This is a genomic window from Methylophilus sp. QUAN, from assembly GCF_015354445.1.
Lineage (GTDB): Bacteria > Pseudomonadota > Gammaproteobacteria > Burkholderiales > Methylophilaceae > Methylophilus.
This window is the reverse complement of the sequence record NZ_JADKYT010000003.1, coordinates 45,165-57,173: the sequence shown is the minus strand read 5'-3', so window position 1 is coordinate 57,173 and position 12,009 is coordinate 45,165. Positions and strand designations below refer to the sequence as shown.

The window sequence follows — 12,009 nt, the reverse complement described above, 5'->3', positions numbered from 1 at the left end:
AGAGTTGCGTTATGTTAGGCAGCCTGATTTTAAAGTCAGGCAATATCTGTCATGTTAATCGTGCTTGGTTCTACTTGAAAAAGAGTGTTTTTCAAAAGCTTGTGTTTCAAAAAGCTTTAAGTGAAGCAAGAATTAGTGAAACAAGAATGAAGGTATTACGTTTGGATGTGGATGTGTAAAGCGAACAAACATTTGAAAGAGGTTTTTTTGCTAACAACGACCATGTTGCTGGCATCGCCTGTGTCTGCCGACCTTAAGTTACCTATTCGGCTGACGGATAATCGCATGATCGATAATGATGATGCGGGCCTCTCCAAAACCCTGGAACATAATTTCAGTCCTGAAGACCGTGCGCGTTTACGCAAGGCACTGTCTGATTATGCCCGTAACACCGACCCTGATCACCAACTCATGCTGCAAAAGCGCAAGGTGATGCACGACAGTATTTCCCAGCGATTTAATGAGTGTAACCGCGACAACGATGACTCGCTGGATCGCGAAGAAGCCACCCTCTGTTTGCCGCAGGTCGCGCGACATTTCTCTTATGTTGATCTTGATGGCAATGGTGTCATCACCCTGGATGAGCTGGAGAATGCTTATGCGCAGATGGTGGAGCGGCAACGCGAAGCTGAGGCGAAAACTCAGGCACAGCAAGCTATTGTGTCGGATTCAGACACGGATAAATCCAAAAATAAATCTAAATCCCCTTCTGCAGTGATTCCTGCCAACAGTACGGTGAACTCCACCGGCAAAGACGTTTCGGTCATACGCAAACGCCCTAGCTAACAATAGCTAAGCCGCTGTTCTATGTCTATCTACATGCCAACCTCAGCCCCGGCGTGTCTTTTTTCTCATCTGCGTCTCATCGGTGCTTAACGCCATATGGATATCAGCCAATTATCGTTTGTCTGGTATCGCGGCTTAAAGGATATCCCCGCCGTGGCCTGGCAGGCATTGGCTGGATCTCACCCTATGCTGGATTACCGGTTTTTGCGGGCATTCGAGTTGTCGGCAGCCGTGGATCATCAAACGGGCTGGATTCCCTATCATTTAGCAGTGTTTAATGGCGAGCAACTGCTTGCTGTAGCGCCTTGTTATATTAAAACCCACTCCTATGGCGAATATGTGTTTGACTGGTCGTGGGCCGATGCTTATGAACAGGCGGGCGGCCAGTACTACCCCAAACTGATTTCAGCGATTCCTTTTTCGCCGGTCACAGGGCCCCGGCTGTTAATTCACCCTGATTGCGCTGAGCCGCAGGTTTTGGCAACGGCGATGTTGTCGCAAATGCGTGACGTCTGTCAGGCGCAGGCCTGGTCCGGGCTGCATGTGTTGTTCCCGGATGCCACTTCGGCGCGTGCATGCGCCGAAGCAGATGGCTTGCGTCGGCATGGCGTGCAGTTTCGCTGGGAGAATCCTGGTTACGCCGATTGGGAGGCGTTTTTAGCCGTGCTTAGCCGCGACAAGCGTAAAAAAATACGTCAGGAGCGCAACAAGGTCGCCCAGCAAGGAGTGCATTGCCGCGTACTGAGCGGGCATGACGTCAGCCCGGCAGAACTAGCGTTGTTTTATCAATGTTATTGCAATACCTATCACCGGCATGGCAGCAGCCCTTATTTATCATTGGCATTTTTTGAGCAAATCAGCCGTGACATGCCTGAACAGTTCAGGCTGTTTATTGCCGCGCAAGAGGGTGAAGATGTCGCTGCTAGTGTCTGTATTTGGGGTGAAGACACCTTGTATGGCCGTTACTGGGGCAGCCTGCGTGATATTTCGTGCCTGCATTTCGAGTTGTGTTACTACCAGCCGCAACAGTTCTGCATCAGCCACGGCATCCGCTATTTTGAAGGTGGTGCGCAAGGCGTACACAAACTGGCACGCGGTTTCACCCCGTATACGACCTGCTCCTATCACTGGCTAAGTCACCCCGATTTTCACCAGAGCGTGGCACGCTTTTTGGTTCGCGAAGCCAGCACCATGCAGGACTATGTCGATGAGCTTGAAGAGCGTAGTCCTTACAAGGCTAGTTGACCGCCGATAAACACAGATGAACGCCGATAAGATTAAGTATCCAGATGCCACTTAAGCGCTCTAACGGTGCCTCTTTCGGGCCCCATCTGCCGCGCCGAGTAGCGCAGGCAAAATAAGGAGAAAGGGAGCGACTGTCCGAATCCCGCAGTAGCTCACGTTGTGTGTGAGCTACTAGGTTGAGTTTCGTGACCGCTTATTTTGACGAGCAACGCAGGGAACAAGCGGAAGCTGGGGTGCATTTCTTTTGGTTACTTATTCTTTGTGCAAGCAAAGAAAAGTAACTCGCCTACAGGCGAAAGGCAATCCTACGAGTTGCCACTCACCACCAATCACCAAGGAATCCTTTTCCCATCATAAGCAATAAACTCACCCGATTGCGCACTGTTTAAGCCTTCAATCACCTGCCGTAACCCACGCACACTGGTTTCCGCATCAATCAATCCATTCGGCCCACCCATATCCGTACGCACCCAGCCCGGGTGCAAAGCTGCTACCTGAATATTGAATTCGCGCAGGTCTAGCGCCAGGCTTTTCACCACCATATTCAAAGCAGTTTTGCTGCTACGGTAAATATATTCCCCTCCGCTGCCATTGTCTTCTATGCTGCCCATTTTGCTGGTCATGGCGATCAGTTTCGCCTGGTTGGCGCGGCGTAGTTGCGGTAAAAAGGCTTCTGCAAGATAGTAAGTGGTCAGCGTATTGACCTGGAACGCGTGCAGCCAGGCTTGTGGGTCGGTTTTACCGAAGGCACTATCAGGGTAGGTGCCAGCGTTACTGATTAAAATATCGATGGTGACTGCCGATAATTGCCCAGCCAGATCACGAATGGCACTCACATCGCTTACGTCCAGCGCCAATACCTGGATGTTCGTGTGTTTGGCCGCCAATTGCTGCAACGCGGTCGCCTTGGCCGGGTCGCGCACGGTGGCATATACCTGTTGACCGCTTTCAGCATATTGTTTGACGTATTCTAGCCCAATGCCACGGTTGGCACCTGTGATTAAAATCGTTTGTGTCGTCATTATTTGCCTCGTTTTCTTGAATCCATTGAATCTGGGATATGATTGAATTTTACGCTGGTTTGTTTGCCAGGGTGGTATTTTTGCAATTGCAACGGAGTGTTGAGTGGATGGGTGTTAGTCATCGTTTGAGTCAGGTGCGAGTCTGGATTGGGTTGTGTTGCATGTTGCTGGTCACACAGGCGATGGCGGGCGCTGTTGATGTCAGTAAAAGAATTCCGCTCAGGCCTTCTTTATTAAAGCCAGAAGATGTCGCAGTGGTTTACAACGTCAATGATGCGCAGAGTGAAGAAATTGCCCGGTATTATTTACAAGCGAGGCAAGTGCCTGCAGAAAACCTGATTGGCGTGGAGCTGCCCAGGCATGCCAAGGATGCGTTGACCGTGCCGGAGTTTGAGTCGTTAAAAGCGCAGCTAGATGCCAAGCTGGGCAATCAGCAAGTATTGTTGCTGGTGTGGCGCACGCCGTTTGCCGTGCAGTGCAACAGCATCACCAGTGCGCTGACCTTGGGGCTGGATTTAAATCAGTGCCGCAAAACCTGTGACCCCGGCCGTGATAGCCCTTACTTTAATAGCCTGTCATTGCGGCCATGGGCAGATCATCATATCCGCTTGTCCATGTTGCTGCCGATTAGCAGCGTAGAGGCCGCCAAGGCCTTGATTGACCGTGGTGTGCTGAGTGAGTTTAGCTTAAATGACGCCGATGGTTACTTCCTCAAAACGCGCGATGTTGCGCGCTCCAAACCGCGTGAGCCATTTTTCCCGCAAGATGGCATGACCATTAAATCCAAGAAACTCACCCTGCATACCTTGCCCCAGGAGTCGATTGAAAACCAGGGCTCGGTGATGTTTTATTTTACCGGGCAGAAGCAGGTGGATTTCATGCTGACCAATACCTACTTGCCGGGCGCGATTGCCGATCACCTGACTTCTGCGGGTGGCGTGTTGGCGAGTTATAACGGCCAGATGCCAGCGTCACGCTGGCTGGATGCTGGCGTCACCGGCAGTTATGGCACGGTTTCCGAGCCCTGTAATTACTGGCAAAAATTTCCCAATCCGCAAATTGTGATTGCGCATTACCTGTCAGGTGAAACCTTGATTGAGGCCTATTGGAAGAGCGTCAAATGGCCGATGCAAGGTGTATTTGTCGGCGAGCCGCTGGCCAAGCCCTATGCCAGAAGTGCTCCGGTCATGGCTGAGTAACTGGTTTGCGGGCCTCTGGGCTGCTGTCATCATCCTGTCATTGCCTGCGCGCAGATGTGTCGTATAATCGCCGACATTGATGTGTTGAGAATGGCTTGTGCAAGATATTCGTTGGAAAGCGTTCTGGAGCCTGCTGTTTTGGGCATTTTGCTGCCTGATGGTTGGCTGGTTCTGCGGTGCGGAAACAGCATGGCTATTATTTACAGTCGGTGCATTGGCCTATCTGGCTGCGCATATTTACTGGATACACCGCCTGTATCAGTGGGCACTTAAACCCAGCCTTAATTTTATGCCGAACGGCAAAGGCATCTGGGAAGACATCTTTGCCAATCTCTATCATGAAATGCGCCGTCATTCGCGCAGCCAAAGCCAACTGAGCAGCACGCTGGAACGGCTGCGTCATGCCACCAGTGCATTGCCGGATGGCGTGGTGGTGCTCAACAACCGTAACGAAATTGAATGGTTTAACGAACCCGCGATTCAACGCTTAGGCTTAAAGCGGCATCATGATGAAAATCAGCCGATTTATTACTTGCTGCGGCAAGCCGAGTTTGTCACCTATTTGCAGGCAGAGGATTACAGCGAGCCGCTGAAACTCAAGTCCTGGCGTAGCCCGGACGTGACGCTGGAGTTACAGATTATTCCGTTTGCCAGCAAACAGCGTTTGCTGATCTGCCGCGATGTGTCGGCCATTGAAAAAACCGAAGTCATGCGCCGCGATTTTATAGCCAATGTGTCGCATGAGTTGCGCACGCCGCTGACGGTCATTGGCGGCTTCCTCGAAACCATTAGCGACATGCAAGGTGAGGTCTCACCGGATATCCAGCCTTATTTCGACATGATGCAGTCACAAACGACACGTATGCGCCGCATTATTGAAGACTTGTTGACCTTGTCGCGCCTGGAAAATAACGTCACGCTTAAAGATGAAACCGATATTGCCATGCCTGCCATGCTGCAGCAGTTGCAGAAAGATGCGCAGGCGCTGAGCCAGGGCCAGCATACAGTGACGCTGCATATGGAAACCGGGGTCAATATTCGTGGCAGCTACAATGAACTATTGAGTGCCCTGAGTAACCTGACCAGCAACGCGGTACGCTACACACCGGCGCAAGGCCGTATTGATATTTACTGGCAAATGCGCGGTGAAGATGCTGTATTCAGCGTGCAAGATACCGGCATTGGTATCGAGTCACATCATTTGCCGCGGTTAACTGAACGCTTTTACCGTGTCGACAGCGGCCGCAGCCGTGACACCGGCGGCACCGGCTTGGGTTTGTCCATCGTCAAGCATATTTTGCATCATCATCAGGCCAGCTTGCAGGTTGAAAGTGAGCCAGGGCAAGGTAGTCGCTTCCAGATTGTGTTTCCAGCCCAGCGGGTATTGCCTGCATGAGGTGTCCCGGCTGGTGGGTGATCATTTTACTGCTGGCCGGATGCAGCACGACGCCGGATGGCGGCTATGTGGATTCGCCTAACGGGCGGCCGGTGCCTGTGCGGCAAGACCGCAATACCTTGCATCAACTGGCCAAGACTGACCTCGATCGCCTGGCCGATATTGAATATAGTGAAAATGTCAGCACCTTGCGCTTGCTCATGCTCAAAATGTACAAGCGCAACCCGGCCGAAGCACAAAAATCAGGGCTGGGGTCGCCAGAGCAAATTGCCAGCTATGTGTTTGAGCAAACAGGTGTGCATCACTGGCGGTTTGATGCGCTGAGTGGCGCGCAAGACACCGCGGCGATTAAACTCGCACTCAATGCGCAATATAGTGGAGACCGCGTGTTGGCGCTGGTGGTTGGCATCCAGTCCATGCTGTTCCGCGCCCATGGTAATAAATCAGCTTTTTTCCTCACCGACAGCATAGAGCCGCAAAGTTTGTATAATGCGGCCAGGAATATTGAAATTGCAGTATGGAAGCTGACCAATGCCAGAAATGCGCAAGGCGACTTATTGCTGCTCACCAACAGCCAGCCCGGTGAGGTGCAAAATCTCAGTTTTGAGCGCGAGTTTAGCAAGTTGATTGCCCGCACCGATTTACTGGCGCTGACCCTGGCTGAAAAATCGCAACGCTTTATTTCGCGCCTGACGCAAAGTATTACCACGGCGCCTTTTCTCCCTTTTAGATAAATTGAATCATGCAACAAGCACTGACCTTACTTAATGGCTTAACCCCCGCCGAGTTTATGGCGGAATACTGGCAAAAAAAACCATTGTTGATTCGTGGCGCAATGCCGGGCTTCCAGGGCCTGCTTGATCCTGCAGAATTAGCCGGGATTGCCTGCGATAGCGACGTGCCTGCCAGGTTGATACAGTTTGATCCTGATCGGGCACAGCACGGGGATGGCTGGAAAGTCAGACAAGGACCGTTTGAAGACGATGATTTTACGGCATTGCCAGCGCAGCATTGGACGCTGCTGGTGCAGGGCATGAACCATCTCCTGCCGGAAGCACAAGCCTTGCTGTCCCAGTTTAACTTTATCCCGACGGCCAGGCTGGATGACGTCATGGTTAGTTACGCGCCTACCGGCGGTGGCGTCGGGCCGCATATTGATAGTTATGATGTGTTCTTGCTGCAAGGCGCGGGCAAGCGTCGCTGGCGCATCAGCCAGCAAACCGACTTACGCTTGATTCCTGATGCACCCTTACGCATCCTGTCGCATTTTGTGAGTGAGCAGGAGTGGGTGCTGGAGCCCGGTGACATGCTTTACCTGCCGCCCAATGTAGCGCACTGGGGGATCGCCGAAGATGATGATTGCATGACGTATTCGATAGGCTTCCGCGCGCCAGCTGCCCGGGAACTGGCGGTAGAGTTTCTCGAGGCATGCCGCCAGGATAGCCTGCCGGACGAGTTATATCGTGACCCTCAATTGCAGCCAGTGGCAGATGCCGCCGCGGTAGATGCTGACATGGTTGGCAATGTGGCCGCCATGTTGCGCCGTTTACCGTGGCAAACTGAACAATTAGGGCCTTTTTTGGCCAAGTATTTTTCTGAGCCCAAGGCATATGTGGTTTTTTCGCCTAATCGTAAACTTAGCCTGGACAAGTTTACGCAGCGAGTGGCACAGCATGGGGTAGTGATGGACTTGCAAACGCAGATGCTGCATTGGCAAGGGCAATATTTTATCAATGGTGAGGCGGTTGCTGCGCCTGTCGAGGGCGCGTCCTTGCTCAATGTATTGGCCAATCAGCGTCAGTTGGCCGTCACTTTGTGCCAGGCCCCGGCGGTTACTTGCCTGTTGCCGTGGCTGCATGACATGTACCTGTCAGGTTATGTACATTTGGCAGAAAATGCGGCTTAATTGCATTGGTAACAAATGATTTAGGCTGGATTTTTGTGAAAAAAACACAGGGATGTTGTTCTTGCACAAAAAAATCCTTTGTTTTTCACTGGATTTACGTTCTTTTTTTAATAAATTACTGATACAATTTTTTCACTCGGCTGGTTCTGCGTTTAGGGGATTGACCGTACATAATTTTTTGCTCATACATACTAAGGAAATAAAGATGACACGTTCTGCATTGTTGGCTGCATTGTTGGCTTTGGCTTTGACTGCTTGTGGTGAAAAACCAGCTGAAGAAGCGCCTGCTGCTGAGGCACCTGCTGCTGAAGCTCCAGCTGCTGAAGCTCCAGCTGAGGCACCTGCTGCTGAAGCCGCTCCTGCTGAAGCTGCTCCTGCTGAAGCTGCACCTGCTGAAGCTGCACCTGCTGAAGCTGCTCCAGCTGAAGAAGCTAAGTAATTCAGACTTGAGTAATCTGGTTTTAATTAGATCTGGTTTACTTAAAAGATTCACTTAAAATCCAAGCTTGCTTAGATGTAGAAAAGCCGACGAAAGTCGGCTTTTTTATTTGTGCTGCAATCACAGCTAAAAATGGTGGCCTGTCAGGCAGCGCTTTTGAGTGGGGTTAACTCATTTGCAATCTGGCAAATACGGATAAAGTCTTCTGCGACCAATGCCGCTCCGCCAATCAATCCGCCATCGACATCTGGCATGCTGAGTAATTGCGCAGCATTACCAGGGTTCATGCTGCCGCCATATAACAAGGAAATCTCTTCCGCTGCCTGTGCATCCAGCAATTCAATATGGCCGCGAATAAAAGACAGAATAGCCTGTGCATGTTGCGGTGTGGCGGCCTTGCCAGTACCGATGGCCCATACCGGTTCATAGGCAATCACCCCTTTTGATAAGGCATGGATACCCACATGGGCAATCACCGGGTTTAGTTGCCGTACCACTACCAGGTCAGTTTCGCCCTGTTCGTATTCATCCAGTGTTTCACCTATGCACAAAATAGGCGTTAGCCCGGCTTTTAAGGCAGCCTCAAAGCGCTCACCACAGGTTTCATCGCTATCATGACCGCGCTGCCTACGCTCAGAATGGCCAATAATCACATAGGTGCAGCCAAACTCCTTCAGCATGAGCGGTGATACTGAGCCTGTGTAAGCCCCTTTTTCATAGCGGCTCATGTTTTGTCCGCCCCAGCTAATATGGCTGTTTTGCAGCACTTGCTGGGCTTGGTACAAATAAGGGTGTGGCGGGCATACCGCATAACGGGCGCGGTGATGCCGTGTCTGTTGCAACAGGCTTTGCATGAATTGCTGGTTGTCTGGCAAGTTGCCGTGCATTTTGCGGTTGGCAACCACCAGCTTGGGGCGATTTGTCATCACACCGTTTCCTTTGCGGGTTTTCTTTCTATAATGACGGATATTCTACAGAAAACTTGACCTTATGCCCGCATTAGATTTTTCCTTACAACTGGCCTCGGACGCAGCGGATATTCCTGCGGCTGCGCAATTTAAGCGCTGGGTGCGTACCGCACTGCGGGTGGATACCAGTCTGACTATCCGGATCGTGGATGAGGCAGAAGGGCGGCAGTTAAACGCCGCATACCGCGGTCGGGATTATGCCACTAATGTGCTGACTTTCCCGCTTACTGAAGAGCCTATGCTGATGGGCGATATTGTGATTTGCGCGCCCGTCGTTGCCAGAGAGGCAATGGAGCAGGGCAAGCCGCTGCTTGCCCATTATGCCCACATGACCGTGCATGGCGTACTGCATCTGCACGGTTATGACCATGAGGTGGATGCGCAGGCCGATTTGATGGAAGCGATGGAAGTCGCCGTCATGCAAAAGCTGGGCTTTGTGAATCCTTATGCAGAATAACCTTTAACCCCAAGCGGCAAATCGTTACAATCCTTGCATGGAGTTTACCACTCACAGTCCTGTCAAAATTAAAGGCGAGCCGCTGTCGGCGCTGCCGCAGGATTTGTATATTCCACCGGACGCGCTGGAAGTCTACCTGGAGACCTTTGAAGGCCCGCTGGATTTGTTGCTATACCTGATCCGCAAGCACAATCTGGATATCCTGGATATTCCCATGGCTGACCTGACGGTGCAGTACATGGCGTATGTGGATAAGATGAAAGCGGTCAACCTCGAGCTGGCAGCAGAATATTTATTGATGTCTGCCATGCTGATTGAGATCAAGTCGCGCATGTTGTTACCCAAACCGGCTGAGGTGGAAGAGGAAGAGGACCCGCGCGCGGAACTGGTCAGGCGCTTGATGGAGTACGAGGCGATCAAACTGGCGGCACAGCGGCTGGATGCGATGCCCAAAGTGGGTGAAGAGATTGATGTGGCGGCAGCGTATTACCAGCAGATCAGCCTGGTGAAGCCGCCGGAAGTGAGCCTGGACGATCTGGTGGAAGCCTGGCGCAATGTGCTCAAACGCGCCAAGTTGAATCAGCACCACAAGCTGGGGCGTGCCGAGCTTTCTGTGCGTGAGCATATGAGCTTGCTATTGCGCAGGTTAAGTAGCGTGCAGGTGCTGCGGTTTGATGAGTTATTCGACCTTGAAACCGAGGGTGTACCTAAGTTGGTGGTCAATTTCCTGGCCATGCTGGAGCTGGCCAAAGAGGGCCTGGTGCGTATCACGCAGCAAGAAGCGTTTGGCACTATTTATGTGCAAGCCAATAGTACAGGCTAGAAGGCGATTGCATGCGTGAACCTGACAGCATAGAAGAGATGAAGCGTATTCTGGAGGCTGCATTGCTGACATCGCCGCAACCATTGGCGCTAGACGACTTGCTCAAGTTATTTGCTGGTCGCATGGAGCGTGCGACCTTGCGCATGTTGCTGGATGAACTGAAAGCGGACTGGGTAGAGAAAACGCTGGATCTGGTGCAGGTGGCCAGTGGTTACCGCTTTCAGGCCAAAGCGGAGTACGGCGAATATTTGTCGCGCTTGAACCCTGAGCGTCAGCCAAAATATTCGCGGGCGGTGATGGAAACGCTGGCGATTATTGCCTACAGGCAACCCGTCACACGCGGTGATATTGAGCAGATTCGTGGCGTGGCCGTGAATCCCAATGTGATCCGCCAACTGCAGGAACGTGACTGGATAGATGTGGTCGGGCAACGTGAAGTGCCGGGCAGGCCTTCGTTGTATGCAACCACCAAACATTTTTTGGATGACTTGAACTTGCGTTCGCTGGCGGAATTGCCGCCTTTTGAAGCGTTTGCGCAAACAGAAATCCCGCTGGAGTAAGATAGATTATGCAAGCGTCGCTACTTAAAATCAGAATCAACCACGAAGGCAACACTGCGCTCGGGCCGGGCAAGATCGAGCTTTTGCAACATATTGCGCAGCATGGTTCAATCTCCGCGGCCGCCAAACAGATGCGCATGTCTTATCGCCGTGCCTGGGAGTTGGTAGACATGATGAACCGCTGTTTTGACCAGGCGGTGGTGGTGAGTTCAGCGGGTGGTTCTCATGGCGGTGGCGCGCAAGTGACCGAGTTTGGCCAGGCACTGATAGGGGCTTATCAGCAGATTCTGCAAAAGTCAGCGCAAGCGGCTGCGGACGAATTGCATTTAATTACACAGCATTTGAAGAAAGACTGATTTTTTTAATTATCGTAATGCATATGTGGGTATAACGATGGTAGCATCGCATATGTATGATGAATTGATAACTGGGTGATCGTAATGAAAAAGTGGGTGTGGCTGGGGTTGTGCCTGATCAGCGTATTGGCGCAGGCGGAAGACAAGAAAATCAAGGTATTTGCTGCGGCAAGTTTGACCGATGTGATGAACGTGCTGGTCAAGCAATATGGCCAGCAAACCGGTGTGCAGGTCGTGCCTGTCTATGGAGGCTCGGGCACGTTGGCCAAACAGCTGGAGCAGGGCGCACCAGGTGACCTGTTTATTTCCGCAGACGAAAAGTGGATGCAATACCTGAAGGATAAGCAATTGGTGCAGATCTCAACGATCAAACCATGGCTGGGTAACCGCCTGGTGATGATTACGCCGCAAAACAAACCGTTAACGATCAAGGCTGATGCCAATGTAGATGTGAACCAGCAAGCTCCGGGCTATTGGTGCACGGGTGATACCTTGTCGGTGCCGGTGGGAATTTATGCCAAACAGTCACTGACCGCTCTGGGCTGGTGGGACAAGCTGAAAACCCGCCTGGTGAGCACACAGGACGTGCGAGCAACCCTGAGCCTGGTTGAGCGTGATGAATGCGATGTGGGCATTGTCTATGCCAGCGATGCGCAATCGTCCAGCAAGGTTAAAGTGGCTGGGGAGTTTGCTGAAAGCAGTCATGTGCCGATTATTTACCCGATGGCATTGTTGCCACAGGCGACAGCAGAAACCAATGCTTTTTACCACTACCTGCAATCTGCCGAAGCTAAAAAACTGTTACTCTCTTACGGTTTTAAACCCTTGTTCAACGATTAATCTGCAAGCTGT

15 protein-coding genes are annotated in these 12,009 nt (G+C 51.7%); 13 read left to right on the top strand and 2 right to left on the bottom strand.

Features of this window, described 5'->3' with window-relative positions; translation table 11 throughout:
- Window positions 1-11 precede the first annotated feature (11 nt).
- From INP79_RS12655 to INP79_RS12645, 3 genes are all read left to right on the top strand, one after another.
- Window positions 12-179: a hypothetical protein gene (locus tag INP79_RS12655; RefSeq protein WP_194754635.1), complete on the top strand. Its 168-nt coding sequence runs from the start codon at window positions 12-14 to the stop codon at window positions 177-179.
- A 28-nt stretch (window positions 180-207) separates the two neighbouring features.
- Complete coding sequence (locus INP79_RS12650; protein ID WP_228519973.1) at window positions 208-786, top strand: EF-hand domain-containing protein; 579 nt, start codon at window positions 208-210, stop codon at window positions 784-786.
- A 96-nt stretch (window positions 787-882) separates the two neighbouring features.
- Complete coding sequence (locus INP79_RS12645) at window positions 883-2,031, top strand: GNAT family N-acetyltransferase (RefSeq protein WP_194754633.1); 1,149 nt, start codon at window positions 883-885, stop codon at window positions 2,029-2,031.
- A gap of 329 nt (window positions 2,032-2,360) precedes the next feature.
- Here INP79_RS12645 and INP79_RS12640 read toward each other — a convergent pair whose 3' ends face one another.
- The gene (locus tag INP79_RS12640) at window positions 2,361-3,053 is read right to left on the bottom strand and encodes an SDR family oxidoreductase (RefSeq protein ID WP_194754632.1); all 693 of its coding nucleotides are present in this window, start codon (window positions 3,051-3,053) and stop codon (window positions 2,361-2,363) included.
- Between the two features lie 107 nt (window positions 3,054-3,160).
- Between INP79_RS12640 and INP79_RS12635 the strand changes: the two genes are divergently transcribed.
- The 5 genes from INP79_RS12635 to INP79_RS12615 all read left to right on the top strand — a co-directional run bounded on the left by INP79_RS12635 (window position 3,161) and on the right by INP79_RS12615 (window position 7,993).
- Window positions 3,161-4,252: a TIGR03790 family protein gene (locus INP79_RS12635; RefSeq protein ID WP_194755049.1), complete on the top strand. Its 1,092-nt coding sequence runs from the start codon at window positions 3,161-3,163 to the stop codon at window positions 4,250-4,252.
- 97 nt (window positions 4,253-4,349) lie between these two features.
- Window positions 4,350-5,648, top strand: coding sequence for a phosphate regulon sensor histidine kinase PhoR (gene phoR / locus INP79_RS12630; RefSeq protein ID WP_194754631.1), 1,299 nt, complete (start codon window positions 4,350-4,352; stop codon window positions 5,646-5,648).
- Window positions 5,649-5,665: 17 nt separating this feature from the next.
- Complete coding sequence (locus INP79_RS12625) at window positions 5,666-6,382, top strand: hypothetical protein (protein WP_370583269.1); 717 nt, start codon at window positions 5,666-5,668, stop codon at window positions 6,380-6,382.
- Between the two features lie 8 nt (window positions 6,383-6,390).
- Window positions 6,391-7,554: a cupin domain-containing protein gene (locus INP79_RS12620; protein ID WP_194754629.1), complete on the top strand. Its 1,164-nt coding sequence runs from the start codon at window positions 6,391-6,393 to the stop codon at window positions 7,552-7,554.
- Between the two features lie 61 nt (window positions 7,555-7,615).
- Window positions 7,616-7,993: a hypothetical protein gene (locus tag INP79_RS12615; protein WP_194754628.1), complete on the top strand. Its 378-nt coding sequence runs from the start codon at window positions 7,616-7,618 to the stop codon at window positions 7,991-7,993.
- 143 nt (window positions 7,994-8,136) lie between these two features.
- Here the strand turns inward: INP79_RS12615 and tpiA are convergent, their stop codons facing one another.
- Complete coding sequence (tpiA, locus tag INP79_RS12610) at window positions 8,137-8,919, bottom strand: triose-phosphate isomerase (protein ID WP_194755048.1); 783 nt, start codon at window positions 8,917-8,919, stop codon at window positions 8,137-8,139.
- Between the two features lie 64 nt (window positions 8,920-8,983).
- On the opposite strand from tpiA, the gene ybeY reads away from it, so the two are divergent.
- The 5 genes from ybeY (at window position 8,984) to modA (ending at window position 11,997) form a co-directional block, all read left to right on the top strand.
- On the top strand, window positions 8,984-9,418 hold the full coding sequence (gene ybeY, locus INP79_RS12605; RefSeq protein ID WP_194754627.1) for an rRNA maturation RNase YbeY: 435 nt from the start codon (window positions 8,984-8,986) through the stop codon (window positions 9,416-9,418).
- A 37-nt stretch (window positions 9,419-9,455) separates the two neighbouring features.
- The gene (locus tag INP79_RS12600) at window positions 9,456-10,241 is read left to right on the top strand and encodes a ScpA family protein (RefSeq protein ID WP_194754626.1); all 786 of its coding nucleotides are present in this window, start codon (window positions 9,456-9,458) and stop codon (window positions 10,239-10,241) included.
- A gap of 11 nt (window positions 10,242-10,252) precedes the next feature.
- Window positions 10,253-10,801 carry an SMC-Scp complex subunit ScpB gene (gene scpB / locus INP79_RS12595; protein WP_194754625.1) on the top strand — a complete coding sequence of 183 codons (549 nt, stop codon included), beginning with the start codon at window positions 10,253-10,255 and terminating at the stop codon, window positions 10,799-10,801.
- A gap of 8 nt (window positions 10,802-10,809) precedes the next feature.
- Window positions 10,810-11,157, top strand: a complete 348-nt coding sequence (locus tag INP79_RS12590; RefSeq protein WP_194754624.1) for a winged helix-turn-helix domain-containing protein — start codon at window positions 10,810-10,812, stop codon at window positions 11,155-11,157.
- An 84-nt stretch (window positions 11,158-11,241) separates the two neighbouring features.
- Window positions 11,242-11,997: a molybdate ABC transporter substrate-binding protein gene (gene modA / locus INP79_RS12585; protein WP_194754623.1), complete on the top strand. Its 756-nt coding sequence runs from the start codon at window positions 11,242-11,244 to the stop codon at window positions 11,995-11,997.
- The last annotated feature ends 12 nt before the right edge of the window (window positions 11,998-12,009 follow it).

Bases quoted from the DNA above. Each gene is read 5' to 3' on its own strand.
- INP79_RS12655 (WP_194754635.1), top strand. From the start codon at position 12: ATGTTAGGCAGCCTGATTTTAAAGTCAGGCAATATCTGTCATGTTAAT.
- scpB (WP_194754625.1), top strand. From the start codon at position 10,253: ATGCGTGAACCTGACAGCATAGAAGAGATGAAGCGTATTCTGGAGGCT.
- INP79_RS12590 (WP_194754624.1), top strand. From the start codon at position 10,810: ATGCAAGCGTCGCTACTTAAAATCAGAATCAACCACGAAGGCAACACT.
- INP79_RS12620 (WP_194754629.1), top strand. From the start codon at position 6,391: ATGCAACAAGCACTGACCTTACTTAATGGCTTAACCCCCGCCGAGTTT.
- ybeY (WP_194754627.1), top strand. From the start codon at position 8,984: ATGCCCGCATTAGATTTTTCCTTACAACTGGCCTCGGACGCAGCGGAT.
- tpiA (WP_194755048.1), bottom strand. From the start codon at position 8,919: ATGACAAATCGCCCCAAGCTGGTGGTTGCCAACCGCAAAATGCACGGC.
- INP79_RS12640 (WP_194754632.1), bottom strand. From the start codon at position 3,053: ATGACGACACAAACGATTTTAATCACAGGTGCCAACCGTGGCATTGGG.
- INP79_RS12635 (WP_194755049.1), top strand. From the start codon at position 3,161: ATGGGTGTTAGTCATCGTTTGAGTCAGGTGCGAGTCTGGATTGGGTTG.
- INP79_RS12600 (WP_194754626.1), top strand. From the start codon at position 9,456: ATGGAGTTTACCACTCACAGTCCTGTCAAAATTAAAGGCGAGCCGCTG.
- INP79_RS12645 (WP_194754633.1), top strand. From the start codon at position 883: ATGGATATCAGCCAATTATCGTTTGTCTGGTATCGCGGCTTAAAGGAT.
- modA (WP_194754623.1), top strand. From the start codon at position 11,242: ATGAAAAAGTGGGTGTGGCTGGGGTTGTGCCTGATCAGCGTATTGGCG.